At 61.6% G+C, this 26,432-nt stretch carries 23 protein-coding genes; 10 read left to right on the top strand and 13 right to left on the bottom strand.

All coding sequences use genetic code 11. The features are described from left to right. Nucleotides 1-6: 6 nt before the first annotated feature. A complete protein-coding gene (locus NTD80_RS18285) occupies nt 7-408 on the bottom strand; it encodes a YbaY family lipoprotein (RefSeq protein WP_262134482.1) in 402 nt (133 codons plus the stop codon). 51 nt (nt 409-459) lie between these two features. Continuing rightward, nucleotides 460-2,964 carry a glycerol-3-phosphate 1-O-acyltransferase PlsB gene (plsB, locus tag NTD80_RS18280; RefSeq protein ID WP_065903120.1) on the bottom strand — a complete coding sequence of 835 codons (2,505 nt, stop codon included), beginning with the start codon at nt 2,962-2,964 and terminating at the stop codon, nt 460-462. A 181-nt stretch (nt 2,965-3,145) separates the two neighbouring features. Between plsB and NTD80_RS18275 the strand changes: the two genes are divergently transcribed. Continuing rightward, nucleotides 3,146-3,355: a cold-shock protein gene (locus NTD80_RS18275; protein ID WP_003219353.1), complete on the top strand. Its 210-nt coding sequence runs from the start codon at nt 3,146-3,148 to the stop codon at nt 3,353-3,355. A gap of 172 nt (nt 3,356-3,527) precedes the next feature. Here NTD80_RS18275 and NTD80_RS18270 read toward each other — a convergent pair whose 3' ends face one another. The 4 genes from NTD80_RS18270 to NTD80_RS18255 form a co-directional block, all read right to left on the bottom strand. Continuing rightward, on the bottom strand, nt 3,528-3,905 hold the full coding sequence (locus NTD80_RS18270; protein ID WP_106804969.1) for a hypothetical protein: 378 nt from the start codon (nt 3,903-3,905) through the stop codon (nt 3,528-3,530). 48 nt (nt 3,906-3,953) lie between these two features. Further along, the gene (locus NTD80_RS18265) at nt 3,954-4,763 is read right to left on the bottom strand and encodes a putative RNA methyltransferase (protein ID WP_262134481.1); all 810 of its coding nucleotides are present in this window, start codon (nt 4,761-4,763) and stop codon (nt 3,954-3,956) included. After that, entirely contained in the window at nt 4,763-5,914 is a 1,152-nt protein-coding gene (gene dapE / locus NTD80_RS18260; RefSeq protein ID WP_106804968.1) for a succinyl-diaminopimelate desuccinylase, read from the bottom strand. Before dapE ends, NTD80_RS18265 begins: the two co-directional genes overlap by 1 nt. 252 nt (nt 5,915-6,166) lie before the next feature. Next, nucleotides 6,167-8,758, bottom strand: coding sequence for a glycosyltransferase (locus NTD80_RS18255; protein ID WP_065903110.1), 2,592 nt, complete (start codon nt 8,756-8,758; stop codon nt 6,167-6,169). 217 nt (nt 8,759-8,975) lie between these two features. Between NTD80_RS18255 and tcdA the strand changes: the two genes are divergently transcribed. After that, nucleotides 8,976-9,785, top strand: a complete 810-nt coding sequence (gene tcdA, locus NTD80_RS18250) for a tRNA cyclic N6-threonylcarbamoyladenosine(37) synthase TcdA (RefSeq protein WP_410017420.1) — start codon at nt 8,976-8,978, stop codon at nt 9,783-9,785. Nucleotides 9,786-10,032: 247 nt separating this feature from the next. Here the strand turns inward: tcdA and NTD80_RS18245 are convergent, their stop codons facing one another. The 4 genes from NTD80_RS18245 to NTD80_RS18230 form a co-directional block, all read right to left on the bottom strand. Next, complete coding sequence (locus NTD80_RS18245) at nt 10,033-10,446, bottom strand: SufE family protein (RefSeq protein WP_262134479.1); 414 nt, start codon at nt 10,444-10,446, stop codon at nt 10,033-10,035. Then, complete coding sequence (locus NTD80_RS18240) at nt 10,443-11,648, bottom strand: aminotransferase class V-fold PLP-dependent enzyme (protein WP_262134478.1); 1,206 nt, start codon at nt 11,646-11,648, stop codon at nt 10,443-10,445. The genes NTD80_RS18245 and NTD80_RS18240 overlap by 4 nt, the downstream gene beginning before the upstream one ends. Nucleotides 11,649-11,717: 69 nt before the next feature. Then, on the bottom strand, nt 11,718-12,752 hold the full coding sequence (gene dapD / locus NTD80_RS18235; RefSeq protein ID WP_106804963.1) for a 2,3,4,5-tetrahydropyridine-2,6-dicarboxylate N-succinyltransferase: 1,035 nt from the start codon (nt 12,750-12,752) through the stop codon (nt 11,718-11,720). A gap of 32 nt (nt 12,753-12,784) precedes the next feature. Then, complete coding sequence (locus tag NTD80_RS18230; protein WP_229999207.1) at nt 12,785-13,093, bottom strand: arsenate reductase; 309 nt, start codon at nt 13,091-13,093, stop codon at nt 12,785-12,787. A 267-nt stretch (nt 13,094-13,360) separates the two neighbouring features. On the opposite strand from NTD80_RS18230, the gene NTD80_RS18225 reads away from it, so the two are divergent. Further along, complete coding sequence (locus tag NTD80_RS18225) at nt 13,361-15,004, top strand: Na+/H+ antiporter (RefSeq protein ID WP_065903095.1); 1,644 nt, start codon at nt 13,361-13,363, stop codon at nt 15,002-15,004. A gap of 12 nt (nt 15,005-15,016) precedes the next feature. Here NTD80_RS18225 and dapC read toward each other — a convergent pair whose 3' ends face one another. From dapC to map, 3 genes are all read right to left on the bottom strand, one after another. Continuing rightward, nucleotides 15,017-16,216: a succinyldiaminopimelate transaminase gene (dapC, locus tag NTD80_RS18220; protein WP_262134477.1), complete on the bottom strand. Its 1,200-nt coding sequence runs from the start codon at nt 16,214-16,216 to the stop codon at nt 15,017-15,019. 143 nt (nt 16,217-16,359) lie between these two features. Next, complete coding sequence (locus NTD80_RS18215) at nt 16,360-19,062, bottom strand: [protein-PII] uridylyltransferase (protein ID WP_262134476.1); 2,703 nt, start codon at nt 19,060-19,062, stop codon at nt 16,360-16,362. A 66-nt stretch (nt 19,063-19,128) separates the two neighbouring features. Further along, complete coding sequence (gene map, locus NTD80_RS18210; RefSeq protein ID WP_065903086.1) at nt 19,129-19,911, bottom strand: type I methionyl aminopeptidase; 783 nt, start codon at nt 19,909-19,911, stop codon at nt 19,129-19,131. 387 nt (nt 19,912-20,298) lie between these two features. On the opposite strand from map, the gene rpsB reads away from it, so the two are divergent. The 7 genes from rpsB to ispC all read left to right on the top strand — a co-directional run bounded on the left by rpsB (nt 20,299) and on the right by ispC (nt 26,379). Beyond that, entirely contained in the window at nt 20,299-21,036 is a 738-nt protein-coding gene (gene rpsB, locus NTD80_RS18205; RefSeq protein ID WP_003189158.1) for a 30S ribosomal protein S2, read from the top strand. 203 nt (nt 21,037-21,239) lie between these two features. Further along, on the top strand, nt 21,240-22,103 hold the full coding sequence (tsf, locus tag NTD80_RS18200) for a translation elongation factor Ts (RefSeq protein ID WP_262134475.1): 864 nt from the start codon (nt 21,240-21,242) through the stop codon (nt 22,101-22,103). A gap of 212 nt (nt 22,104-22,315) precedes the next feature. After that, nucleotides 22,316-23,059 carry a UMP kinase gene (gene pyrH / locus NTD80_RS18195; RefSeq protein ID WP_003189161.1) on the top strand — a complete coding sequence of 248 codons (744 nt, stop codon included), beginning with the start codon at nt 22,316-22,318 and terminating at the stop codon, nt 23,057-23,059. Beyond that, complete coding sequence (gene frr, locus NTD80_RS18190) at nt 23,056-23,613, top strand: ribosome recycling factor (protein ID WP_016974404.1); 558 nt, start codon at nt 23,056-23,058, stop codon at nt 23,611-23,613. Before pyrH ends, frr begins: the two co-directional genes overlap by 4 nt. Before the next feature lie 17 nt (nt 23,614-23,630). Continuing rightward, a complete protein-coding gene (gene uppS / locus NTD80_RS18185) occupies nt 23,631-24,386 on the top strand; it encodes a polyprenyl diphosphate synthase (RefSeq protein WP_016974405.1) in 756 nt (251 codons plus the stop codon). Beyond that, entirely contained in the window at nt 24,386-25,192 is an 807-nt protein-coding gene (locus NTD80_RS18180) for a phosphatidate cytidylyltransferase (protein ID WP_262134474.1), read from the top strand. The genes uppS and NTD80_RS18180 overlap by 1 nt, the downstream gene beginning before the upstream one ends. Further along, nucleotides 25,189-26,379, top strand: coding sequence for a 1-deoxy-D-xylulose-5-phosphate reductoisomerase (ispC, locus tag NTD80_RS18175; protein WP_106804958.1), 1,191 nt, complete (start codon nt 25,189-25,191; stop codon nt 26,377-26,379). Before NTD80_RS18180 ends, ispC begins: the two co-directional genes overlap by 4 nt. The last annotated feature ends 53 nt before the right edge of the window (nt 26,380-26,432 follow it).

Here is a 26,432-nt window from a genome sequence, read left to right as displayed (position 1 = left end):
ATGAATTCACTGAGCGACCGCATCAACCCGCAGGCGCAGCGGCTGTGGATCCTGGCCGTTGAGCTGCACAGCGTGCCGTTCGGTGGTGATAAACAGTAGCTTGCCATCCAGTTCGATGCGAGCACTCACCGCATAACTGTGGCCCGTCTTGACCTGGGCCGGGTCGTAGCTGAGGTGAAACGGCAGCGGCACCTGGCCTTTGACCGGGCCTTTCTGCTCGGCCAGGACCACCGCGGGCGCGTCCGCCAGGGACACGTCCTGCAGGCTGACGCTCAAGGTGGCGGCGGGCGGCAGGGCAATGCGCTGCAGGTAGAACACTTCGCCATCGAGGTTGGCCTTGGGTGTCGGGCTCATGGATTGGCAGGCTCCGAGCAAGGCGGTGAGGCCCAGGAGGATGATCTTTTTCATGGTACAGCTCCTTTTCAACGGCGCCGGCATCTAATCGGCGCCTTATTCAATCTAGCGGCTTTCTTCGGTTTCGACAGGCGCCTCAGCTGCACCGTCCACACGATGCAAGGCCACCTGGCGGATCGACAGGCGAATGTCCGCCGGCAACACGCGCTTGGCGGCGCCTTCGGCGAGTTCGCCGAGCAGGTCGTGGTAGCTCAACTTGCCGGCTTCGTCGCGGCGCAGCACATCTTGCTCCAGCAAGGTCTGGATGAAATGTCGGAAAAGGCTCTTGTCGAAGAATTCCGGGGCGTTGAGGCCATGCAGGATCGACAGGCGCTGGGCCATGATCGTGCACAGGTCTTCCAGCTCTTCGGCGCTGATGCTGTTCTGGCCGCTGTTGAGCAACAGCGATATCGCCATGTAGAAGCGTTGCAGGGTCTGGGCGATGCTCTTGGACAGCAGTGTCAGCAGCACGAAGTGCCGCGAACTGGGCGCCGGGCGCAGGTACACGTTGTTCTCGAAACGCAGCAGGCCCTGTTCGACAAACGCCTCCAGCCATTGGTCGATCACGCTGTCCAATTCTTCCAGCGACCAGCGGATAAACAGTTCCGATTGCAGGTACGGGTAGAGTGCGTGGGTGTAGCGCAGGATCTGCTCGCGGCTCATCCGCGAACTGCTCTGGAAGAAGCTCGCCAGCAGCGCCGGCAGGGCGAAGATGTGCAGCACGTTGTTGCGGTAGTAGGTCATCAGGACGGCATTCTGCTCGTCCAGATACAGAATCTTGCCGAGGGCGTCGCTCTGTTCCGACAGCAGGTCCATGTCCTTGACGTGCTTGATCAGCGCCAGGCCATCGCCTTCGGGCAGGGTGGTGTGCGGCGAATACGGCACGCGGCGCAGCAGCGCCAGGTACAGGTCGAGCTGGCGGGCCATGGCCTGTTCATCCAGGGCCAGGCGCGTGGTGGACAGCAGCGCCAGGGCTACCAGGTTCACCGGGTTCACGGCTGCCGCTTCGTTAAGATGGCGGGCCACCTGCTCGCCGAGGCGGTTGGTGGTTTCGTTGAGCCAGGCCGGCTTGTAGGTCGGGCCCAGTTCCTGGGCACGCCAATCCGGTTGTTCGGCGTCGAGAAATTCCGCCAGCTTGATCGGCTCGCCAAAGTTGACCGCCACCTGGCCGAAGCGCTGCTTGAGTGCGCCGACCACTTTGAAAATATCGAAGATCGACTCTTTCTTCTTGCTCGCGCCCCGCAGCTCGCCGAGGTAGGTGCGGCCTTCGAGCACGCGCTCGTAGCCGATGTACACCGGCACGAACACGATGGGCATGCGCGAAGAGCGCAGGAAGCTGCGCAGGGTGATCGCCAGCATCCCGGTCTTCGGCTGCAGCATGCGCCCGGTGCGCGAGCGCCCGCCCTCGACGAAGTACTCCACCGGGAAGCCTTTGGTGAACAGGGTGTGCAGGTATTCGTTGAACACCGAGGTGTACAGCGGGTTGCCCTTGAAGGTGCGGCGCATGAAAAACGCACCGCCACGGCGCAACAGGCTGCCGATCACCGGCATGTTGAGGTTGATCCCGGCGGCGATATGCGGCGGCGTCAGGCCGTTCTTGAACAGCAAGTACGAGAGCAGCAGGTAGTCGATATGGCTGCGGTGGCAGGGCACGTAGATCACCTCGTAGCCCTGGGCAACCTTTTGCACACCTTCGATGTTATTGACCTTGATGCCGTCGTAGATCTTGTTCCAGAACCAGCTCAGCACCACTTCGAGGAAGCGGATCGCGGTGTAGGTGTAGTCCGAGGCGATCTCGTTGCCGTAGCGCAGGGCCTGGGCCTTGGCTTTTTCCGGGCTGATCTTTTCGCGCTCGGCCTCGTCGGCAATGGCCTGGCGTACCAGCGGCATGTTCACCAGGCCCTTTACCAGGTTGCGGCGGTGGGACAGGTCGGGGCCGATCACCGCAGTCTTCAGGTTACGAAAGTGCACACGCAGGATGCGCTGGGCCATGCGCACGGTGCGTTCGTGCCCTTTATTGTGCTCGATCAATTCACGCAGGTTGATAGGCGCAGAGAATTGCACACGGGTCTTGCGACCGAGGATCAGGATGCTCAACAGCCGGCGCAGACGCCCGGTGACCGCCCAGCTGTCGGCGAACAGCAGCTTCCATGGGCTGGACTCGCTCTCGGGGGACTGCCCCCAGAACACGCTGACCGGAATGATTTGTGCATTCTCTTCGGCGTGCTCGGTCAGGGTGTTGACCAGGCGGGTCAGGGTCGGCGGCGCACCGCGCTTGTCCTGGCGGCCGAGCCAGTCTGGTTCCGGCGTGAGGTAGAAGAATGCGGCGGGCTCCATCAGTGGCCCCACCGACACCGGCAGCACCGGGCGCGGCAGGCCGGCCTTGGTGCACTCGGCATCGACCACGGCCAGTTCGCTGAGGGAGGGCGATTGCAGGACGTAGAACACCGGCCGGCTGCGGTCCAGGTTAAGGGTAAGGGACGACTGGTTGATCGTCTCCGAGCGAACCCAGAGGTACAACAGTCGGCGCAAGGTGCCAAACACCAGACGGCGGAACGGGGAGCGGGTCATAGGCGAGCTGCTTCAAGTGGAAAAAACCGAGCAGGCGCTCGGGCGAGTAGTGTGCCGTATTCGCCGAAAATCGGCAAAAAAGCAGCGATGTAAACTTGAGTTGATCGTTTTTGAGCCTGTCATATACTCGGCAGTTCCAGTGAGCGACTCAACAATAAAAAAGCATGTGGGAGCAAAACAGATGGCAACGCGCGAAACCGGTAATGTGAAGTGGTTCAACGATGCAAAGGGCTATGGCTTTATTCAACGCGAAGACGGCAAGGATGTGTTTGTGCACTACCGCGCCATTCGCGGTGAAGGCCACCGTTCGTTGGCTGAAGGCCAGCAGGTGGAGTACGCCGTGGTGACCGGCGAGAAGGGGTTGCAGGCGGAGGATGTGGTGGGGCTGTAACCCGATAGGCACAACACACCTTTAAATGTGGGAACCCGGTCGAATGTGGGAGCCGGGCTTGCCCGCGATAGCATCGTCGCGGTTTGGCTGAATGACCGAGGTGGGCCCATCGCAGGCAAGCCAGCTCCCACATTTGATTGGGTTTGCACATTGAGGCCTTGTTAGCCTGACTTTATGCGGTTTTCCAGGTGATCTGCTCTTCACCGTCCGCGCTGATGCGAATCCAGGTGTCGGCACTTTCCTCACCTTCTTCTTCTACCCACGTACCCGGTGCGCAACGCACTTCGACGTTCAGCGCGGCAAACGCGGCGCGGGCGCAGGCGATGTCGTCTTCCCACGGGGTCTGGTCACTTTCCAGGTACAGGCTGTTCCACTTGCCTACGGCTTTCGGCAGCCAGGTAACCGGCACGCTGCCGGCCGTGCACTTGTAGGTCTGGCCCTTTTGGACCCAGTCGGTGCAAGGCCCCAGGGCGGCGCCCAGCCAGGCGGCGATGGCCTTGTGGTCGACGTCAGCGTCCTTCAGGTAAATCTCGATATCGGGTTGGCGCATGGATGTTCCTCGTTGCGGGATTCGAAAATCCATTCGCGGAAAAGTCGGTTATTGAAGCACGAAATAATCGTAGCGCATCGACACCGTGACCTGCAGCGGCTCGACCGCTTCGATCACCTCGGCACGGCGCTCGGCACTCGCACGCCAGCCGTGGGGCGTCATGGCCAGCAGGTTGGCGCGGTCCTTGGGCTCGGCCAGGCTCAGGGTGAACGACAGCGTTTCAGTGTGCGCCAGGCTCATGCCCTCCGGCACCAGGGCCAGGTGCTTGTCGTCGGTGTACTCGCGTACTTCGTCGTACAAACGCTCGCGCAACTCCATCAGGTGGCCGGCGGTAGGGCCAACCTTCATCAAGCCACCGCCTGGGCTGAGCAGGCGTTTGGCCTCCTGCCAGTCCAGAGGGCTGAATACGCTGGCGATAAACTGGCAACTGGCATCGGCCAAGGGCACGCGGGCCATGCTGGCGATCAACCAGGTCAGTGCCGGGTTGCGCTTGCAGGCGCGCTTGACCGCTTCCTTGGAGATATCCAGGGCATAGCCGTCGGCATGGGGCAGGGCATCGGCGATTTGCGCGGTGTAGTAACCCTCGCCGCAGCCGATGTCCACCCAGCGCTGCGGTGCACGTTCGCGAGCCAGTTCGGCCAGGCGCCTGGCCACTGGGGCGTAGTGCCCGGCGTTGAGGAAATCGCGGCGCGCCTCGACCATCGCGAGGTTATCGCCCGGGTCGCGGCTGTTCTTGTGCTGCACCGGCAACAGGTTCAGGTAACCCTGGCGGGCACGGTCGAAACGATGCCCGGCCGGGCACGCCACGCCGTTGTCCACCGCGTTGAGCGGTGCGCTGCAAATGGGGCAGGCGAGCATCAGGCGAGCAACTTGATCAGGGTCTGGTAGTAGATTTCGGTCAGCACATCGAGATCGCTGGCCAGGATGCGTTCGTTGACCTGGTGGATCGTCGCGTTCACCGGGCCCAGCTCGACCACCTGGGTGCCGAGGGTCGCGATGAAGCGCCCATCGGAGGTGCCGCCACTGGTGGAGGCCTTGGTTTCACGACCGGTGATCGCCTTGATGCTGGCCGATACGGCATCCAGCAACGCGCCCGGTTCGGTCAGGAACGGCAGGCCCGACAGCGCCCATTCCACGTGCCAGTCCAGATCATGCTTGTCGAGAATGGCCGCGACGCGTTGCTGCAGGCCTTCTACCGTGGATTCGGTGGAGAAACGGAAGTTGAACACCGCCGTCAGGTCGCCAGGGATCACGTTGGTCGCGCCGGTACCGGAATTGAGGTTGGAAATCTGGAAGCTGGTCGGCGGGAAGAAGGCGTTGCCATCGTCCCAATGCTCGGCGGCGAGTTCCGCCAGGGCCGGGGCCGCCAGGTGGATCGGGTTCTTCGCCAGGTGCGGATAGGCCACGTGGCCCTGCACGCCGCGCACGGTGAGGGTGGCACCGAGGGAGCCACGACGGCCATTCTTGACCACGTCGCCCACCAACGCGGTGCTCGACGGTTCGCCGACGATGCACCAGTCCAGGCGCTCCTTGCGCGCGGCCAGGCGTTCGATCACGGCCTTGGTGCCGTGGTGCGCCGGGCCTTCTTCATCGCTGGTGATCAGGAAGGCGACCGAGCCCTTGTGGTCCGGGTAGTCAGCGACAAAACGCTCGGAGGCCACCAGCATGGCGGCCAGGCTGCCTTTCATGTCCGCTGCGCCACGCCCGCAGAGCATGCCGTTGTCGTCGATCAGCGCGTCGAACGGGTCGTTCTGCCAGGCTTGCACCGGGCCGGTCGGCACCACGTCGGTGTGGCCGGCGAAGCACAGCACCGGGCCATCATGCTTGCCATGGGTGGCCCAGAAGTTGTCCACGTCCTCGATGCGCATCGGTTCCAGTGCAAAACCGGCGTCGCCCAGGCGCTGCATCATCAGCTTCTGGCAGTCGGCGTCGATCGGCGTCACCGAGGGACGACGGATCAAGTCGATGGCAAGTTGAAGGGTCGGCGAAAGGTCGGCATGGGCCGTCATGGGGAAACTCCGGAAAGCGTGTCGTGGGCGCAGGACGTAAGTGGGATTCAGAGCCTGGATGGCACCCTTCCAATGTGGGAGCTGGCTTGCCGGCGATAGCATCGCTGCGGCGTGCCTGGCAGACCGCGGCGTCTGCATCGCCGGCAAGCCAGCCCCCACAGGGAATTGGGCCAGGCCAAGTCTCACAAAACGGCCGTTATCTTATAGCAAAACGGCGGCCAGAGGCCGCCGTTTAGTGCATTGCGCGAGTTTTTACTCCGCCGTTGCCGGCTCAACCGTCGGTGCCGGTTTGGGCAGCGACGAGAGGAACGCCATGATCAACGCCGCTACATAGGGCAGCGACTGCACCAGCAGCATGACCACCCAGAAGCGCATGTCATTGCTCGGCAGGCCCTGCACCAGGTAGATGCCCAGCGCCGCGCCCCACAACAGCAGCATGATGAACATTTCTTCGCGGGCTTCGGAAATCGCTACCCAGAAGCCGTGGTTATCCGCGTTTTTCGGTGTACGAAAGAACGGAATGCTGGTGGTGAAGAAGCCGTACAGCACCGCTTTGGCGATGGTATGGGACAACGCCAGCCCGGCGAGGGCCGCGCAGAACGCATCTTTCAAGTTCACGCCCACCGCACGGCGGTAGAGGAAGATGATCTTGCCGACCTTGAACACGAACAGCGCCAACGGCGGGATCGCGAAAATCAGCAGCGGCGGGTCGACCCGGGTTGGCACGATGATCATCGCCGCCGACCACAACAGCGCGCCGACGGTGAAGAAGATGTTCATGCCATCCGCCACCCACGGCAGCCAGCCTGCGAGGAAGTGATAGCGCTGGCCACGGGTCAGCTCGGTGTCCTTGCCGCGCAACAGGCTGGCGGTGTGCCGCTTGATGATCTGAATCGCACCGTAGGCCCAGCGGAAACGCTGTTTCTTGAAGTCGATAAAGGTATCCGGCATCAGGCCCTTGCCGTAGCTGTCGTGGTAGTACGCCGCCGACAGGCCTTTCTCGAACACACGCAGACCGAGTTCGGCATCTTCACAGATGCACCAGTCGGCCCAGCCGAGTTCCTCGAGCACCGAGCGGCGGGTCATGGTCATGGTGCCGTGCTGGATGATCGCGTCACGGTCGTTGCGGGTGACCATGCCGATATGGAAGAAGCCTTTGTATTCGGCGTAGCAGAGCTTCTTGAAGGTGCTTTCGTTCTGGTCGCGGTAGTCCTGCGGCGATTGCACGACCGCGATTTTCGGGTCGGCGAAGTGCGGCACCATGTGCTTGAGCCAGTTCGGCGACACGCAGTAGTCCGAGTCGATCACCGCGATCACTTCGGCATCCTTGGCGGTGTGCGGGATCAGGTAGTTCAGCGCGCCGCCCTTGAAACCGGCCAGGGGCGCGACGTGGAAGAACTTGAAGCGCGGGCCCAGGGTTGCGCAGTAGTCGCGCACCGGCTCCCACACTGCCGGGTCCTTGGTGTTGTTGTCGATGATCAGGACTTCGTAGTCCGGGTAATCGAGCGCGGCCAGGGCGTCGAGGGTCTGTTTGACCATCTCTGGCGGCTCGTTGTAGCACGGCACGTGGATCGACACTTTCGGGCGGTAGTCCGAATCCCCTTCAACCGGCAGGAATTCACGCCGGCGCTTGTGAGTCCAGACCGCTTCGGCCAATTCGTGGGCTTCGGTCAGCAACACGATGAATACGCCCAGCGCACCGAGCGCCAACAGGAATCCGACCGTCAGGCTGAACCAGGTGCTGTATTGCTGGCTGTAGTCGTAGCCGATCCATACCAGCACCGACCCGCACAGGAACGCGATAAAGGTCAGGAAGGTGCGGCCACGCTGGCGCAAGGCCGAGCCGTCGATCATCAGCAGGGTCAGGGACAGCAGCGCAAGCACCACCGAACCGATGGCCAGCACGCGCCACTGCGGGATGGCGACCACCGGGCCTTCGAAGTTGAATTTCTGCTGGCGCGCGGCGTTGTACACGCCCCAGTAGGCGCCCACCGAACCTTCATCGCTGGCTTTCCACGGCTGATCGAAAGCCTCGATCACGAAGTAGTTGTAGCCCTGGCGGTTTAGCGTATTGACCAGCTTGCGCAGGTAAATTGCCTGGTCCGCCGGCGAGGCGTCAGCACCACCGCGCATGCGCCCGTTGCTCGGCCAGCCAACCTCCGACAGCAGCAGCGGCTTTTTCGGGAAGGTCTTCTTCAGGTCCCTGGCACGGTCGAGTACGAACTGGCCCGCCTGGTCGACCGGAATATGTTCCCAGTACGGCAGGATGTGCGCGGCGATCAAGTCGACGTGCTTCGCCAGTTGCGGGTTATGTTCCCAGATGTGCCATTGCTCGGAGGTGGTCACCGGCACTTTCACGGCGGCGCGCACGCGGTCCAGCAGCACGATCAGCGCTTCGGGGGTGATTTCTTCACGGAACAACGCTTCGTTACCGACGACTACCCGCACAACGCTGCGCGAGCTGTTAGCGATCTCGATGGCGCGCTGGATTTCACGCTCGTTGCGCTCCAGGTCCGGGCTGATCCAGATCCCCAGCGTCACGCGCAGGCCGAATTCTTCGGCGAGCTTGGGGATGTCCCCCAGCGTACCGTCGACCGAGTAGGTACGGATGTTGTCCGTCAGCTTGCTCATGATCGCCAGATCCTGGCGCATCTGGTCGTCGGTCGGGTACTGGTCTTTCTGCGGGTACTGGCCTTGCTGGAACGGCGAGTAGGAGAAACCGGAGATCTGCTCAGGCCAGTTAGGGGTGGTGACCGGGCGGTTGATCAGCGCCCAGAAGCCGGTGAACAGCGCGGCAATTGCCAGCACCACCACCAGGTTGAGTCCAAATTTACGCGATGACATGGCTATTTCGGGTTCCAAAGGGTGTGGAACGAAAAGAGGTGTCGGCCTACGCCGAACGGCGCGCATCCTACACCGGCGCTTCCCTGAGCGTATAGCAGACAGAGAAAAGCCGGACGTTAGTCAGCGAAAGACCACCTAAGTTCTTTACTTGTAACTTGTAGCTTAAAACTTGCCGCTGCGTAGCCCATAATGCGCGCCGGTTTTTGGGGTAATGGTCATGAGTACAGAAGATCCGCGGTTTGCAGGCGTCGCCCGCTTGTATGGCATTGAAGGCCTGGAACGCTTGAAAGCGGCCCATGTGGCAATCGTCGGCGTTGGCGGCGTGGGTTCCTGGGCGGCCGAAGCCATCGCCCGCTGCGGGGTGGGCGAGATTTCGCTGTTTGACCTGGACGATGTCTGCGTCAGCAACAGCAATCGCCAGTTGCACGCCCTGGACAGCACCGTGGGCAAGCCCAAGGTCGAAGTGATGGCCGAGCGCCTGCGCGGCATCAATCCGGATTGCACGGTGCACGCGGTGGCCGACTTCGTGACCCGCGACACCATGGCCGAATACATCACGCCGACCATCGATTGCGTGATCGACTGCATCGACGCCGTCAACGCCAAGGCCGCGCTGATCGCCTGGTGCAAGCGCCGCAAGATCCAGATCATCACCACCGGCGGCGCGGGCGGGCAGATCGACCCGACGTTGATCCAGGTCTGTGACCTGAACCGTACCTTCAACGACCCGCTGGCCTCGAAAGTGCGTTCCACCTTGCGCCGCGATTACGGCTTTTCCCGCACCGTGACCCGCCATTACAGCGTGCCGTGCGTGTTTTCCACCGAGCAGCTGCGCTATCCCAAGCCGGACGGCAGCATTTGTTTGCAGAAGAGTTTTGTCGGGGACGGGGTGAAACTGGACTGCGCGGGTGGGTTTGGCGCGGTGATGATGGTCACGGCCACGTTTGGCATGGTGGCGGCGACCAAGGCCGTGGACAAGATCGTAGCCGGCGTGCGCAGGCCGTCGGAGCGGGTCAAGCCTGAGTGAATCTCACTGCTCAGTACGTGCTTAAAAGGTCGGAGCTGGCTTGCCTGCGGTAGCCTCACCGCGGTCTGACTGATAGACCGAGGTGCCTGCATCGCAGGCAAGCCAGCTCCCACATGTGATCTCCATCTGCCTGGTTGCCTGAGCCACACCTCAATTCCTGTGGGATCTGGCTTGCCCGCGAAGGCAGTGTGTCAGTTGATGCATCAGGTGCCTGACACACTGCTTTCGCAGGCAAGCCAGCCCACGTTTAGTTTTGTGTACTGCTTAATTCGCGCATGCGCTGCAAGACAGCATTCAGGCCATTGCTGCGCGACGGCGACAGCTGCCGTGACAGGCCCAGTTGTGCGAACCAATCAGGCAAGTCGACGGCCTGCAATTCGGCGGCCGACAACCCATTGACCCGTGCCAGCAGCAACGCTACCAACCCACGAATCATCCGCGCATCGCTGCTGGCAGCAAACTGCCAGTGGCCGTCCTCTAAACGTCCCACCAACCACACCAGGCTTTCACAGCCCTGCACCAGGTTGGCGTCGACCTTGTCCTCATCCGCCAATGGCGGCAGGCGCTCGCCCCATTGCATCAGCATCCGCGCGCGCTGCTCCCAACTGCCGACCGCCTGGAAGGCTTCCAGCGCGGCCACCGCATCCAACGGCAGGCTCATCGCAGCATATCCAGCGCCTGGTCGAGCGCTTCAAAGAAGCGTTCCAGGTCATCGGAGTCGTTGTACAGTGCCAGGGACACACGAATGGCACCGGACAAATGCAGTGCCTTGAGCAGCGGCATCGCGCAATGATGGCCGGCGCGAACGGCAATGCCTTGCTCGGTCAGCAGGTGCGCAAGGTCGGCGTTGTGCACACCCTCGACCACGAAACTCACCAGCGCCACCTGCGGCGCACCCAGCACACGCACGCCATTGCGTGCCTGCAGCCCGCGCAGCAGGTAGTCATGCAGTGCCGCTTCATGGGCGGTCACTGCCTGCTCGTCCAGTGAGCTCAGGTAATCCAGGCTGGCACCCAGGCCGATCACACTGGCAATCGGCGGCGTTCCGGCCTCGAAGCCCAGCGGCGCGGGGCGAAAGCTGGCGCTGTGATAATCGGCCTGCTGCACCATCTCGCCGCCGAACTGCCAGTGGCGCAGGTGATGCAGGGCTTCATTGCGGCCAAACAGCACACCGACGCCGTCCGGGCCGTACAGTTTGTGGCTGGAAAATACATAAAAGTCGCAGCCCAGGGCCTGCACATCGTGGCGTCCGTGGACGATGCCTTGCGCGCCATCGACGACCGTCAGCGCGCCATGGGCCTTGGCCAGTGCCAGCAATGGCTCCAGCGGCTGCCAGGTACCGAGCACGTTGGACAGCTGGCTCACCGCCAGCAGGCGTGTACGTGGGCCGATCAACTCGGCAGCGGCATGCAGGTCGATCACGCCGTCAGCGTCCAGCGGCAACACCACCAGCGTGAGCGCGCGACGTTTGGCCAGTTGCTGCCAGGGCAGCAGGTTGGCGTGATGTTCCAGGGCGCTGATGACCAGCTCATCGCCCGCATTGAATAAGTGCTCGAGGCCATACGCCAAGAGGTTCAGCGCTGAGGTAGCGCCATGGGTAAACACGATTTGCCCGCTGTCACCTGCGTTCAACCACTGCGCAACCTTGCTGCGACTGTCCTCGAAGGCCTGGGTCGCATGGGCACCCGGCAAATGTTGGGCACGGTGCACATTGGCTGCGCCATTGGCGTAGTAATGGCTGATGGCATCCAACAGGGCTTGGGGTTTTTGTGTGGTGGCGGCGTTGTCCAGGTAGGTCTGGTCTTGCCGTTGCAGGGTGGCGATGGCCGGAAAATCGGCGCGCCAGGGGGAGGGCACAAGCATGGTGATCAAGACTCGTATAAGCGAGCCGCAACCCGAAGGCGCGGCCCGCTAGTGGCATCGAGTGGCTGCTTAGTTGTGAGCGTGCAGCGCTTCGTTCAGTTCGATGGCCGATTTGTGGGTTTTGCACTCCACGGCACCGGTCTCGGAGTTGCGGCGGAACAGCAGGTCCGGCTGGCCGGCCAGCTCGCGAGCCTTGACCACCTTGACCAGTTGGTTCTGCTCATCGAGCAGCGCGACCTTGGTCCCGGCGGTGACGTACAGGCCCGATTCCACGGTGTTGCGGTCACCCAACGGGATGCCGATACCGGCGTTGGCGCCGATCAGGCAGCCTTCGCCGACCTTGATCACAATGTTGCCGCCGCCCGACAGGGTGCCCATGGTGGAGCAACCGCCGCCCAGGTCCGAGCCCTTGCCGACGAACACGCCCGCCGAAACTCGGCCTTCGATCATGCCCGGGCCTTCGGTGCCGGCGTTGAAGTTGACGAAACCTTCGTGCATCACCGTGGTGCCTTCGCCCACGTAGGCGCCCAGGCGGATACGCGCGGCGTCAGCGATACGCACGCCGGCCGGTACCACGTAGTCGGTCATTTTCGGGAACTTGTCCACCGAGAACACTTCCAGCAGCTCGCCACGCAGGCGCGCTTCCAGTTGGCGTTCGGCCAGTTCGTTGATGTCGATGGCGCCCTGGCTGGTCCACGCTACGTTTGGCAGCTGCGGGAACACACCGGCCAGGCTCAGGCCATGCGGCTTGACCAGGCGATGCGAGAGCAGGTGCAGCTTGAGGTAGGCCTCAGGCGTGGAGGTCAGTGCGGCGTCTTCGGCCAGCAGGGTGGCAACCAGCGGGTTGTGGCTTTCTGCCAGGCGGCTCAGCAGCGCGGCCTGGGCAGCGTCGACGCTTTTCAGTGCGTCAGCCAGTTGCAGGGCTTGGGTCACGGTGAAGGTGATCGCCTGGTTGCCTTCGCTGTAGCCGAGGATTGGCGCGATGGCGGCAACGATTTCAGCCGATGGGTTGAGCAAGGGTTGTGCGTAAAACACTTCCAGCCAAGCACCTTGGCGGTTCTGAGTGCCGACGCCGAAGCCCAGGCTGAACAGGGAATTGGACATGCTGTTACCTCTACAAAAATGAAAGGGCTGGCCTACTTGAGGGCCGCCGAATAACTATCTGGCTTGAAGCCAATCAGGGTTCTGTCACCGAGATCAAGCACCGGGCGCTTGATCATCGAGGGTTGTGCGAGCATCAGTTCAATAGCTTTCGACTGATCGAGATCGGCTTTGCGTTCGTCTTCGAGTTTGCGAAAGGTGGTGCCCGCACGGTTCAAAACCACCTGCCAACCGTGCTCGTTGCACCATTGGGTCAAGTGTTCGCGGTCGATACCGGCCGTTTTGTAGTCGTGGAACTCATAACTGACGCCGTGCTCATCGAGCCACGTGCGCGCCTTTTTCATGGTGTCGCAGGCTTTGATGCCGAAAAGGTGCAACGTTTTGCTTGAAACGGTCAAGGAATTGCCCCCCTTTGGACAAATGAAACTGAAAGGTCACGGATTATGCCACGGCCAGCGGGTTTGGGTGCCTCTCGTCAGCACCGTGCGACTTTTGTGCAAAGGCCAGCGCGCAGCATAGGCGAGTAACATAGCCCGGTAATATGGCACTTCAACGGCCAGTTGTTGCCTGATAGGTGTCGTTGCAAGTCGATTGTCCGGGAAACCCGCGTTATGCAAACCGCCTACACCGTTCTTATCCTGCTGATGCTGGTCAGCGTTTCGCGCCTGGTCGGGCGCATCATTCCATTGCCGTTGCCCCTCGTACAGATTGCCGCCGGCGCCTTGCTGGCATGGCCTACGCTGGGGTTGCATGTGGCGCTGGACCCGGAGCTGTTCCTGTTTCTGTTCCTGCCGCCGCTGCTGTTCTCCGATGGCTGGCGCATGCCCAAGCGCGAATTGTGGCGCCTGCGCGGGCCGATCCTGACGCTGGCAGTGGGGCTGGTGCTGTTCACTGTGGTCGGTGCTGGCTACTTCATCCATTGGCTATTGCCGACGATCCCGTTGCCGGTGGCCTTCGCCCTGGCCGCCGTGCTGTCGCCGACGGACGCCGTGGCGGTGTCGGCGATTGCCCAGAACCGTTTGCCGACTCCCTTGATGCATATGCTCCAGGGCGAGGCGCTGATGAATGATGCCTCGGGCCTGGTGACCTTCAAGTTTGCCCTGGCGGCGGCGTTGACCGGCGTGTTCTCGTTGGCCGATGCCAGCCTGACCTTTGTGTTGGTCGCGGTGGGCGGCCTGGCAGTCGGGGTGGCGCTGAGCTGGCTGGTCGGCCGCCTGCGCGCCTGGATGATCGCGCGGGGCTGGGACGACCCGGCGACCCACGTGGTGTTCATGTTGCTGCTGCCGTTTGCCGCCTATGTGTTGGCTGAACGCCTCGGCGCCTCGGGCATCCTGTCGGCGGTCGCCGCGGGCATGATGCAAAGCTGGCTCGACCTGCTGCCGCGCCAGACCAGCACGCGCCTGCTCAACCGCAGCGTCTGGTCGCTGCTGGAGTTTGCCTTCAATGGCTTGATCTTCCTGCTGTTGGGCCTGCAATTGCCGGACATCATCAAGGCCGTGGTCAGCCATGAGCCGACGCTGTGGCCGACCTTGTTGTATCGCTGCCTGGACGTGATCGCGATTTTCCTGGTGCTGGTGGTGTTGCGCTTTATCTGGGTGCAAAGCATCTGGCGCCTGTCGGGCTTGCTCCGCCGCCTGCGTGGGAAAAGTGAGTTGACCCTGGTGCCCACTGCACGCTCCTGCTGGCTGTTGACCGTCGGCGGTGTGCGCGGTGCGGTGACCCTGGCCGGCGTCATGTCGGTGCCATTGTTGCTGGCGCCGGGCCAGGATTTTCCCGAGCGCGACCTGCTGATCTTCATCGCGGCCGGCGTGATCCTGCTGTCGCTGATTGCCGCCTGTATCGCTTTGCCGCTGCTGTTGCGCGGCATCGAAAAAAGCCCGGATGAAAAGCGCCACAACGAGGTACGCGAAGCTTGGAAAAAGACTGCGGTGGCCGCAATTCATGCCCTGGAGACAGAGGAACCCGCCGAAAGCGGCACCCCGGACGCCGCCCAGGCCGCACTGGCGACCGAGCTGAAGGCGCGGCTGATGTCGGAATATCGTCATCAACTGGAGGTGTTCAACGACTCGGCAGAAGCCCAGGCGCTGGCGCAGCAGATGGATCAGCTTGAGCGCAAACTGCGCCTCAAGGCCCTGCGTGCGCAGCGGTTGGAGCTGTACAGCCTGAGCCGTCATCACCAGATTGGTGATGACGTATTGCGTGAAGTGTTGGCGGATCTGGATATGAGCGAGGCGAACCTGGGTCAGGTGAAGTGACCTGCGGGACGCTTAGCGGCGACGCTGGATAAAGTCGCGAATCCGCTCCGCCGCCTCCACACACTCTGCCAATGGCGCGACCAGTGCCAGGCGCACACGCCCGGCGCCGGGGTTGAAACCGTCGACTTCCCGCGACAGGTACGAACCCGGCACCACGGTCACGTGTTCCTCCACGAACAGGTCGCGGCAGAAGGCGGCATCGTCGCCATTCACATTCGGCCACAGGTAGAACCCGCCGTCCGGGGCCTGTACGTCCAGCACCGGCTTGAGGATTGCCAGCACGGCGTCGAACTTCTCGCGATACAGGTCGCGGTTGGCCTGCACGTGGGCTTCGTCCTGCCAGGCGGCGATGCTCGCCAGTTGGGTTTGCACGGGCATCGCGCAGCCGTGGTAAGTGCGGTACAGCAGGAAACCCTTGAGGATTTCGGCATCGCCGGCCACGAAGCCCGAGCGCAGGCCTGGCAGGTTGGAGCGCTTGGACAGGCTGTGGAACACCACGCAACGCTTGAAGTCCTTGCGACCCAGCGCCACGCAGGCGCTGAGCAGGCCTGGTGGCGGGGTCTGTTCGTCGAAGTACAGCTCGCTGTAGCACTCGTCGGCGGCGATCACGAAGTCGTATTCGTCGGCCAGGGCGATCAGTTTTTTCAGTGTGTCGACCGGGATCAGGGCGCCGGTCGGGTTGCCTGGGGAGCACAGGAAGAGGATCTGGCAGCGTTTCCAGATATCGGGCGAGACCGCATCGAAATCCGGGTTGAAGCCATTTTCGTCCAGGCACGGCAGGTAGTGCGGCTTGGCCCCGGCCAGGAACGCGGCGCCTTCGTAGATCTGGTAGAACGGGTTCGGGCTGACGACCAGCGCGTCGTCGCCGCGGTTGACCACAGTCTGGGTGAAAGCGAACAAAGCCTCACGGGTGCCATTGACCGGCAGGATGTTACGCGCCGGATCGAGCCAGCCCTTGGGCACGTTGAAGCGGCGTTCGCACCAGGTGCCGATGGCCTCGCGCAGGGCCGGGATGCCCAGGGTGGTGGGGTAGACCGCCATTTGGTCGAGGTTGTTGCTCAGCGCTTCGGCGACGAATGCCGGCGACGTGTGCTTCGGTTCGCCGATGGACAGCGCGATCGGGCGTTTGTCCGGGTTCGGCGTGACACTGCCGAGCAGGGCGCGCAATTTCTCGAACGGGTAGGGCTGCAGCTGGTTCAGGGCGTTGTTCATAAGGGCCTCAATCACGGTGGGCACGGACCCTGTGGGAGCTGGCGTGCCTGCGATGGCATCGCGTCGGTGTAGCTGATACACCGAGCGGCCCGTATCGCAGGCAAGCCAGCTCCCACAGGGATCGTGTTTACAACGTTAAATAATCAAATGGTCAGGCGCGACAGCTCGACGCCGGGTTCCTGGGTCACGCTCAGCTGCTGGACGATGGCCTCCTGCAAGCGGCGGCACAGCTCAGGGTCGGACAGCGGCTGGTTATCGGCATCGGTAATAAAGAACACGTCTTCCACGCGCTCGCCGAGGGTCGCAATCTTGGCGTTCTGCAACGACAGGTCGAACTCCAGGAAAATCCCGCCGATACGCGCCAGCAGGCCTGGCCGGTCCGGGGCGCTGAGTTCCAGCACCGTCACCGGGCGCTGGGCGTCGTTGGAAATGGTGACCTGGGGCGCGAACGCAAAGTGCTTGAGCTGGCGCGGTACGCGGCGCTGGATGATGGTCGGGTAGTCATCCGGGTTGCGCAGCGCTTCGGTCAGGCCTTCGCGGATCTTTTTCACGCGCGCCGGGTTGTCGCCAATCGAGTCGCCGTCGGTGTCGAGCACGATATAGGTGTCGAGGGTGAACTGGCTGCTGGAGGTGATGACCCGGGCGTCATGGATGTTCAGGTTGAGCTGGTCCATCGCTGCCACGGTCACGGCGAAGAAATCGTGCTGGTCGGGCGCGTAGATGAAAATCTGCGTGCCGCCTTCGAATTCGCGTTGGGTGGTTTCCTTGATCAGCACCAGCGGGCCGCCATCGGCAGGCTGCTGCAGGATCGCGTCAGTGTGCCAGGCGACATCGCCGGCGGTATGGCGCAGGAAATAATCGTCTCCCAGCTGCGACCACAGTTGTTCGACGTCGTCCGGGTCGTTGCCGCCGCGCACCAGGATATCCAGGGCTGCGCTTTGCGTGCGGCGGATCTGCTCCTCGCGGTCCACCGGGTTTTCCAGGCCGCGACGCAGGGCGCGCTTGGTCTCGGTGTACAGCTGGCGCAACAGGCTGGCGCGCCAGGAGTTCCACAGCGTCGGGTTGGTGGCGTTGATGTCGGAGACGGTCAGCACGTACAGATAATCGAGGCGGGTTTCATCGCCGACGATCTGCGCGAAATCATGGATCACCTGCGGGTCGGACAAGTCCTTGCGCTGGGCGGTGGTCGACATCACCAAGTGGTTCTGCACCAGCCAGACGATCAGGCGGCTGTCCCACAGCGGCAACTGGTGGCGCTGGCAGAAGGCCTCGGCATCCACTGCACCGATTTCCGAGTGGTCGCCATGCCGGCCTTTGCCGATGTCGTGGTACAGGCCGGCCAGGTAGATCAGCTCCGGCTTGGGCAGCTTGGCCATCAGCTTACTGGCCAGCGGGAATTTCTCTGACACCTGGGTGTACTGCAACTTGCGCAGGTGTTTGATCAGGTTGAGGGTGTGGGCGTCCACCGTATAGATGTGGAACAGGTCGTGCTGCATCTGCCCGACGATAAAGCCGAATTCCGGCAGATAGCGCCCGAGAATGCCGTAGCGGTTCATCCGACGCAGGTTGCGGTGGATGCCGATCTTGCACTTGAACAGCTCGATGAACAGGCTGGTGTTGCGAATGTCGTGGCGAAAATCGTCGTCGATCAGGTGACGGTTTTCTCGCAGCAGGCGAATGGTGTCGGCGCGCACACCTTTGATTTCCGGCTGTTGGGCCATCAGCACAAAGATTTCCAGCATGGCGAACGGGGTGCGGCGGAACACGTTGTCGTTGCGCGCCTCGATATAGCCGTCATGCAGTTGGAAGCGCGAGTTGATCGGCTGCGGCGGCGCTTCGTCTTCAGGGGCCAGGATCACTTCTTCGAAGTGCTGGATGATCAGGTCGCTGAGTTGGGCGATGCTCATGACCACCCGGTAATACTGCTGCATGAAGCTTTCGATGCTGGTCTTGGCGTCCTCGCCTTCGAACCCCAGCAGGGTCGCGATGGAGCGCTGGTGGTCGAACAGCAGGCGGTCTTCGGCGCGCCCGGCGAGCATGTGCAGGGCGTAGCGCACTTTCCAGAGAAACTCCTGGGACGAGGCCAACAGGGCGTTTTCGCTCTCGACCAGGAACCCTTCGCCCGCGAGGGCGCGCAGGTTCAGGGTGCCGTACTGGCGACGGGCAACCCACAAAATCGTCTGGATATCCCGCAGCCCGCCCGGCGAGCCTTTGACGTTGGGTTCCAGGTTGTATTCGGTGTCGTTGTACTTGTGGTGGCGGGCCTTCTGCTCGGCACGCTTGGCCAGGAAGAAGTCCTTGCTCGGCCACATGTGTGCGGTACTGGTGACTTCGAGCATGCGCTGGCGCAGGCGCTCGGGGCCGGCGATGGTGCGGCTTTCCATCAGGTTGGTGATCACCGTCAGGTCGGCGCGGGCCTCTTCGGCGCACTCGTCCACCGAACGCACGCTCTGGCCGACTTCCAGGCCGATGTCCCACAGCAGCGTCAGAAAACGCTCGATGGAATCGCGAAAGATCTCATGATCGGCGCTGTCCAGCAGGATCAGCAGGTCGATGTCGGAGTAGGGGTGCAGTTCGCCGCGACCGTAGCCGCCGACCGCCACCAGGGCGATGTCGGCGTCTTCGCTCCAGCTGAACTGTTCCCAGGCCTTCTGCAGGATGTTATCGACGAACCAGGCGCGGTCCTCGATCAGCCGACGGATGTCCCGGCCGCTGCGAAAGCGCTCGTCGAGCACCTCGCGAGCCTGGCGGATAGCTTTCTTGAAAGCGGCGATAGGGCTCGCCTTCAGGGCCAGTTCGGCCTGGAACTGGCCACGGTCGAAGAGTTCGGGATCCACCTGGGGCATCGATCGGCTTTCCTTTCTATCTAACAGTCAGTCACAACACAATGGGGGAAAACCAAGGCTGCTGTCTTACGCCGAAACGCGAGGAATCGTGTCGTCGGCGCGCAGGGTGAAGATCTCGTAGCCAGTCTCGGTGACCAGCAGGGTGTGTTCCCACTGGGCCGAGAGCTTGCGGTCCTTGGTGATGGCGGTCCAGCCGTCGCCCAGCACCTTGGTGTCGGCCTTGCCCTGGTTGATCATCGGCTCGATGGTGAAGGTCATGCCGGCCTTGAGTTCCATGCCGGTGCCGGCACGGCCGTAGTGCAGGATCTGCGGCTCCTCGTGGAAGACCGTGCCGATGCCGTGCCCGCAGAATTCGCGCACCACCGAGAAGCCGTTCTTTTCAGCATGCTTCTGGATCACTTCGCCGATGTCGCCCAGGCGGCAGCCAGGCTTGACGATTTCGATGGCCTTGTACATGCATTCCTGGGTGACCTGGGACAGGCGCTCGGCCCAGACTGGCACCGTGCCGACGTGGAACATGCGGCTGGTGTCGCCGAAGTAGCCATCCTTGATCACGGTGACGTCGATGTTCAGGGTGTCGCCTTCCTTCAATGGCTTGTCACCCGGGATCCCGTGGCAGACCACGTGGTTGACCGAGGTGCAGATCGACTTGGGGAAGCCCTTGTAGTTCAGCGGCGCAGGGATGGCCTTTTGCACGTCGACTATATAGTCGTGGCAGATCTGGTTGAGCGTTTCGGTGGTGACGCCTGGCTTGACGTGCTCGGCAATCATTTCCAGCACGTCGGCAGCCAGTTTGCCGGCGATGCGCATGCCGGCGATGTCTTCGGCGGATTTCAAACTAACGGTCATACAGGCTCTCTCTAGCGCGACGCGCTGAAATCAATACGGTTTACGGGTGTGCGACAAAAGGTTGCAGAACTCGCACAAGCCCCAAAAAACGCGATTCTAACAGACGATGGCGTCAAATCATGACCCTCTGATGATCGCTTCTCTCTATCAGATGGGGCTAAATTCGCTCTATTCAAAGGGTTACGCCAATGCCGCGCACGGCAAATGTGATTGCGGGTTTCGTTTTCGCCCTTCGTGTGGTATAAAATGCGCCGCTTTCCGGGGATACCCCGCAAAGCTTAAATCCACACACGTGTCGACACGATGACCTGGGTGCCGGAGGCCTTGCTGCCGCTGGTTGGTCATTGGGATACGTGGAGGCCAAACCCGACTTATTAAGGAACTATCATGTCCCAAGTCAACATGCGCGATATGCTGAAGGCCGGTGTGCACTTCGGTCACCAGACCCGTTACTGGAACCCGAAAATGGGTAAGTACATTTTCGGCGCGCGTAACAAGATCCACATTATCAACCTTGAAAAAACCCTGCCAATGTTCAACGAAGCGCTGACTTTCGTAGAGCGCCTGGCCCAGGGCAAAAACAAGATTCTGTTCGTCGGCACCAAGCGTTCCGCTGGCAAGATCGTTGCTGAAGAAGCAGCACGTTGCGGTTCGCCGTACGTCGATCACCGCTGGTTGGGCGGCATGCTGACCAACTTCAAAACCATCCGTGCTTCCATCAAGCGTCTGCGTGACCTTGAAGTGCAAGCCGAAGACGGTACTTTCGCCAAGCTGACCAAGAAAGAAGCGCTGATGCGCTCCCGTGACCTGGAAAAGCTCGATCGTTCCCTGGGTGGTATCAAGGACATGGGCGGTCTGCCTGACGCACTGTTCGTTATCGACGTTGATCACGAGCGCATCGCGATCACCGAAGCCAACAAGCTGGGCATCCCGGTTATCGGCGTAGTCGATACCAACAGCAGCCCGGAAGGCGTTGACTACATCATCCCAGGCAACGATGACGCAATCCGCGCTATCCAGCTGTACATGGGTTCGATGGCTGATGCTGTAATCCGTGGTCGCAACCACGTTGCTGGCGGTACCGAGCAGTTCGTTGAAGAAGCTCCGGTAGCAGCCGCTGAGTAATTGACGCCCTGGCGTTGACTCAGTAAGCAAAAAGGGGGCTTGGCCCCCTTTTTGCCACCTCGAAAACCATTTGTGGGCGCCCATTTGTGGCAGCGCAACCTAGCGACTGTAACGTGCAGCGGCCTACAACGGAGATTCGGGAAGAATTGATCGCCCGTTTGATCGGGTGGAATGGTTGAAAACCTATCCAAGAGGATTTTGAAATGGCAGAGATTACTGCAGCGTTGGTTAAAGAACTGCGTGAGCGTACCGGCGAAGGCATGATGGATTGCAAAAAGGCCTTGACCAAGGCCGGCGGCGACATCGAAAAAGCCATCGACGACATGCGTGCTTCGGGCGCCATCAAGGCCGCCAAGAAAGCCGGTAACGTTGCTGCTGAAGGCGCTATCGCCCTGAAGGAAGACGGTAAATCCGCAGTCCTGCTGGAAGTGAACTCGCAGACCGACTTCCTGGCTCTGCAGGATGACTTCAAGGCATTCGTTGCTGCCAGCGTTGAAAAAGCATTCGCTGACAAGCTGACTACCGTTGAGCCTCTGATCGAAGCTCAAGAAGCTGCTCGCCTGGTACTGGTCGGCAAGGTTGGCGAAAACGTCAACATCCGTCGCCTGGTTCGCGTTGAAGGTGATGTTGTCGGTGGTTACCTGCACGGCAACAAAATCGGTGTAACGGTTGTTCTGAAAGGCGGCGACGTTGAGCTGGCCAAAGACATCGCTATGCACGTTGCTGCCAGCAACCCTGAGTTCCTGCTGCCTTCGGAAGTTTCTGCCGAAGCGATCGAGCGTGAAAAAGCTGTGTTCCTGCAGCTGAACGAAGAAAAAATCAAAGGCAAGCCAGAAAACATTGTTGAGAACATGGTCAAGGGCCGTATCAGCAAGTTCCTGGCTGAAGCAAGCCTGGTTGAGCAGGCGTTCGTCAAGAACCCTGAAATCAAGGTTGGCGAACTGGCCAAGAAAGCCGGTGCTGAAATTGTTTCCTTCACTTACTTCAAAGTAGGCGAAGGCATCGAGAAGCCGGTCGACAACTTCGCTGAAGAAGTTGCTGCCCAGCTGGCTGCCGCCAAGCAATAAGACAGTTTTCAACTGTCGCCCAAAAGAGGCTGCCCGCTCACGCGCGCAGCCTCTTTTCAAATGGGCAGGCCGATTTTATTTGGCTTACCCTCGGAACTGGCTTACAAAGCCGTGTTCCGATGGCGCTGTGACAGCGTCCAGCTAGAGTGAACGCAAGCCGTAAACGGCTCGCCAAGAATTTTTTAAAAAATACGCCGCAGGAGAGATTCGCAATGGCTCAGCAGGGCAGTGGTTATCAGGCTCGCTATAAACGCATTCTACTCAAGCTTAGCGGCGAGGCCCTGATGGGCTCGGAAGAGTTCGGGATCGATCCCAAGGTGCTCGATCGCATGGCGCTGGAAGTCGGCCAACTGGTCGGCATCGGCGTGCAGGTCGGCCTGGTGATTGGCGGCGGCAACCTGTTCCGCGGCGCGGCACTGAGTGCGGCCGGCATGGATCGGGTCACCGGCGACCACATGGGCATGCTGGCCACTGTGATGAACGCCCTGGCGATGCGTGACGCCCTGGAGCGTGCCAATATCTCGGCTATCGTGATGTCGGCTATTTCCATGGTGGGCGTGACCGATCACTATGATCGCCGCAAAGCCATGCGCCACCTGAACTCCAAAGAAGTGGTGATCTTCGCTGCTGGTACTGGCAACCCGTTCTTCACCACGGACTCGGCTGCCTGCCTGCGCGCCATCGAGATCGATGCCGACGTAGTGCTCAAGGCCACCAAGGTGGACGGCGTCTACACCGCAGATCCATTCAAAGACCCGCATGCCGAGAAGTTCGATCATCTGACCTACGATGAAGTACTGGATCGCAAGCTGGGTGTGATGGACCTGACGGCTATTTGCCTGTGCCGCGACCACAAGATGCCGCTGCGCGTATTTAACATGAACAAGCCCGGCGCCCTGCTGAACATCGTACACGGCGGCGCGGAAGGGACTCTGATCGAGGAAGGCCAACAATGATCAACGAAATCAAGAAAGACGCCCAAGCGCGTATGCAGAAATCCCTGGAGTCTCTGAGCCATGCTTTTGGCCAGATTCGTACCGGCAAGGCTCACCCAAGCATCCTGGGTAGCGTGATGGTGCCTTACTACGGCGCCGACACCCCGCTGAGCGGCGTGGCCAACGTCACTGTGAAAGACTCGCGCACCCTGCAGGTCGTGGCGTTCGAGCGCAACATGCTCGCTGCCGTCGACAAGGCAATCCAGAGCGCTGGGCTGAACCTCAACCCGACCAACCTGGGCGAGTTGCTGCTGATCTCCATGCCTGCCCTGACCGAAGAAACCCGCAAGGGCTTCACCAAGCAGGCGCGCAGCGCCGCGGAAGATGCTCGCGTAGCCGTGCGCAACATCCGTCGTGATGCCCTGGGTGACCTGAAGAAGCTGGTCAAGGACAAGGAAATCAGCGAAGACGAAGAGCGTCGCGCCGTCGCCGATATCGACAAGCTGACCAAGGACGCCGAGGCCCAGATCACCAAGGCCACGGAAGAGAAAGAAAAGGACCTGATGGCCGTATAAGGGGTCAGGACGCCTTCATGGAAAAGACCAAGCAGACTGTACCCTCTGTGGTGCCGCGCCATGTCGCGATCATCATGGATGGGAATAATCGCTGGGCGAAGAAACGCTTTATGCCGGGTGTTGCCGGGCATAAAGCGGGTGTCGATGCGGTACGGGCTGTGATTGAGGTGTGTGCCGAGGCCAAGGTCGAAGTCTTGACCCTGTTTGCCTTCTCCAGCGAGAACTGGCAGCGCCCGGCCGAAGAAGTCAGTGCCTTGATGGACCTGTTCTTCAAGGCTCTGCGTCGCGAGGCCAAGCGCCTCAACGACAACAACATCAGCCTGCGCATCATTGGCGATCGCTCGCGTTTCCACCCGGAACTGCAGGCCGCCATGCGCGAAGCCGAGGCCATTACCGCCGGGGCCAACCGTTTTGTGCTGCAGATCGCAGCCAACTACGGTGGCCAGTGGGATATCGCCCAGGCCGCGCAGCGACTGGCCCGCGAAGTGCAAGCCGGTCATCTGCGCCCGGACGACATCACGCCCGAACTGCTGCAGACCTGCCTGGTGACCGGCGACCTGCCGTTGCCGGACTTGTGCATCCGCACCGGTGGCGAGCACCGCATCAGCAACTTCCTGCTGTGGCAGCTGGCCTATACCGAGCTGTACTTCTCCGACCTGTTCTGGCCGGACTTCAAACACGATGCCATGCGTAATGCGCTGGCCGATTTCGCTTCCCGTCAGCGTCGCTTCGGTAAAACGAGCGAGCAGATCGAAGCTGGAGCCCGGGTTTAATGCTTAAACAACGAATCATCACAGCACTGATCCTGTTGCCGATCGCCTTGTGTGGGTTTTTCCTGCTCGATGGTTCCGGCTTTGCGCTGTTTATTGGCTTGGTCGTAACCCTGGGCGCCTGGGAATGGGCGCGCCTGGCGGGCTTCAGTGCACAGTTGCCACGCGTGGTGTACGCCGCAATCGTGGCGCTGTTGCTGTTTCTCATGTACATCCTGCCGGACGTCGCGCCCTGGGTGCTGGGGGCGGCGGTCTTGTGGTGGGCGCTGGCGACGTTCCTGGTGCTGACCTATCCGCGCACCAGCAGTCATTGGTCCAGTGTGGCCTGCAAGCTGGTCATTGGCCTGTTGATCCTGCTGCCGGCCTGGCAAGGGCTGGTACTGATCAAGCATTCGCCGATGGGCAACTGGCTGATCATGGCGGTGATGGTGCTTGTCTGGGGCGCGGATATCGGCGCCTACTTCTCGGGTCGTGCGTTCGGCAAGCGCAAGCTGGCGCCGGCGGTCAGCCCGGGCAAGAGCTGGGAGGGCGTGTACGGCGGCCTGGCATTGACCCTGCTGATCACGCTGGTGGTGGGTGTGGTACGTGACTGGTCGGTGAAGGAAATCTTCCTGGCGCTGCTGGGCTCTGCCATCGTCGTCTTTATCTCGGTGGTCGGTGACCTGACCGAAAGCATGTTCAAGCGCCAGGCCGGGATCAAGGACAGCAGCAACCTGCTGCCGGGTCACGGCGGCGTGCTGGATCGTATCGACAGCCTGACAGCGGCCATCCCGATTTTCGCCGTACTGCTGTGGATGACTGCCTCGTGAGCCGCCTGCAACAGGTAACCGTGCTGGGGGCTACGGGCTCGGTAGGGCTGAGCACCCTGGACGTGATCGCTCGCCACCCGGATCGCTATCAGGTCTTCGCGCTGACCGGCTTCTCCCGCTTGAGCGAATTGCTCGCCCTGTGTGTGCGCCATGCACCGCGTTTCGCCGTCGTGCCTGAGGCCGCGTTGGCGCGCGGGCTGCAGGATGATCTGCGGGCTGCCGGGCTGGCTACCCAGGTGTTGGTGGGCGAGGAGGGGCTGTGCCAGGTGTCGGCGGATGCCGAAGTGGATACCGTTGTCGCCGCCATCGTCGGGGCTGCTGGCTTGCGTCCAACCCTGGCTGCGGTCGATGCTGGCAAGAAGATCCTGTTGGCCAATAAAGAAGCGCTGGTGATGTCCGGTGCACTCTTTATGCAGGCGGTGCGCAAGAGCGGCGCCGTGTTGCTGCCCCTCGACAGTGAGCACAACGCCATCTTCCAGTGCATGCCGGGTGACTTTGCCCGAGGCCTGAGCCAGGTCGGCGTGCGTCGGATTCTGCTGACGGCCTCTGGTGGTCCTTTCCGTCAAACTCCGTTGGCTGAGCTGGAGCATGTGTCTCCGGATCAGGCCTGCGCTCATCCGAACTGGTCAATGGGGCGCAAGATCTCCGTGGATTCGGCAAGCATGATGAACAAGGGGCTGGAGTTGATCGAGGCCTGCTGGCTGTTCGATGCACGCCCCGAGCAAGTCGAGGTGGTGATCCACCCGCAAAGTGTGATTCATTCCCTGGTCGACTATGTGGATGGTTCGGTGCTGGCGCAGTTGGGTAACCCCGACATGCGCACGCCCATCGCCAACGCCCTGGCCTGGCCGGAGCGGATTGATTCCGGCGTGGCACCATTGGACCTGTTTGCAATTGCGCGGCTGGATTTCGAGGCGCCGGACGAGCAACGCTTTCCTTGCCTGCGCCTGGCACGACATGCGGCGCAAGCGGGTAACAGCGCACCGGCGATGCTCAATGCTGCCAATGAAGTGGCCGTGGCGGCGTTTCTCGAACGGCGCATCCGCTTTCCGCAGATCGCGAGTATCATCGAGGACGTCCTGGCGCTTGAGCCTGTCGTGGCGGTGAATGACCTGGGGGCGGTGTTCGAGGCTGATGCCAAGGCTCGTGCCCTGGCTCAACAATGGCTGGACCGCAACGCGCGTTAGTTTGAGGGCGTGTTTGAGCCTTCAGGCACTGGATTGGAATGCGGAGAAATTAG

The organism is Pseudomonas sp. 13B_2.1_Bac1, assembly GCF_025466155.1.
Lineage (GTDB): Bacteria > Pseudomonadota > Gammaproteobacteria > Pseudomonadales > Pseudomonadaceae > Aquipseudomonas > Aquipseudomonas aylmerensis.
Note: the sequence above shows the minus strand (reverse complement) of the source record. Positions and strands in the feature narration are given on the sequence as shown.

Coding starts and splice junctions, on each gene's coding strand:
- tsf (WP_262134475.1), top strand. CDS start 21,240: ATGGCAGAGATTACTGCAGCGTTGGTTAAAGAACTGCGTGAGCGTACC.
- NTD80_RS18275 (WP_003219353.1), top strand. CDS start 3,146: ATGGCAACGCGCGAAACCGGTAATGTGAAGTGGTTCAACGATGCAAAG.
- rpsB (WP_003189158.1), top strand. CDS start 20,299: ATGTCCCAAGTCAACATGCGCGATATGCTGAAGGCCGGTGTGCACTTC.
- tcdA (WP_410017420.1), top strand. CDS start 8,976: ATGAGTACAGAAGATCCGCGGTTTGCAGGCGTCGCCCGCTTGTATGGC.
- pyrH (WP_003189161.1), top strand. CDS start 22,316: ATGGCTCAGCAGGGCAGTGGTTATCAGGCTCGCTATAAACGCATTCTA.
- NTD80_RS18230 (WP_229999207.1), bottom strand. CDS start 13,093: ATGAAAAAGGCGCGCACGTGGCTCGATGAGCACGGCGTCAGTTATGAG.
- NTD80_RS18225 (WP_065903095.1), top strand. CDS start 13,361: ATGCAAACCGCCTACACCGTTCTTATCCTGCTGATGCTGGTCAGCGTT.
- NTD80_RS18180 (WP_262134474.1), top strand. CDS start 24,386: ATGCTTAAACAACGAATCATCACAGCACTGATCCTGTTGCCGATCGCC.
- NTD80_RS18255 (WP_065903110.1), bottom strand. CDS start 8,758: ATGTCATCGCGTAAATTTGGACTCAACCTGGTGGTGGTGCTGGCAATT.
- map (WP_065903086.1), bottom strand. CDS start 19,911: ATGACCGTTAGTTTGAAATCCGCCGAAGACATCGCCGGCATGCGCATC.
- uppS (WP_016974405.1), top strand. CDS start 23,631: ATGGAAAAGACCAAGCAGACTGTACCCTCTGTGGTGCCGCGCCATGTC.
- frr (WP_016974404.1), top strand. CDS start 23,056: ATGATCAACGAAATCAAGAAAGACGCCCAAGCGCGTATGCAGAAATCC.
- NTD80_RS18270 (WP_106804969.1), bottom strand. CDS start 3,905: ATGCGCCAACCCGATATCGAGATTTACCTGAAGGACGCTGACGTCGAC.
- NTD80_RS18285 (WP_262134482.1), bottom strand. CDS start 408: ATGAAAAAGATCATCCTCCTGGGCCTCACCGCCTTGCTCGGAGCCTGC.
- plsB (WP_065903120.1), bottom strand. CDS start 2,964: ATGACCCGCTCCCCGTTCCGCCGTCTGGTGTTTGGCACCTTGCGCCGA.
- NTD80_RS18215 (WP_262134476.1), bottom strand. CDS start 19,062: ATGCCCCAGGTGGATCCCGAACTCTTCGACCGTGGCCAGTTCCAGGCC.
- NTD80_RS18265 (WP_262134481.1), bottom strand. CDS start 4,763: ATGCTCGCCTGCCCCATTTGCAGCGCACCGCTCAACGCGGTGGACAAC.
- NTD80_RS18240 (WP_262134478.1), bottom strand. CDS start 11,648: ATGCTTGTGCCCTCCCCCTGGCGCGCCGATTTTCCGGCCATCGCCACC.
- dapD (WP_106804963.1), bottom strand. CDS start 12,752: ATGTCCAATTCCCTGTTCAGCCTGGGCTTCGGCGTCGGCACTCAGAAC.
- dapC (WP_262134477.1), bottom strand. CDS start 16,216: ATGAACAACGCCCTGAACCAGCTGCAGCCCTACCCGTTCGAGAAATTG.
- dapE (WP_106804968.1), bottom strand. CDS start 5,914: ATGACGGCCCATGCCGACCTTTCGCCGACCCTTCAACTTGCCATCGAC.
- NTD80_RS18245 (WP_262134479.1), bottom strand. CDS start 10,446: ATGAGCCTGCCGTTGGATGCGGTGGCCGCGCTGGAAGCCTTCCAGGCG.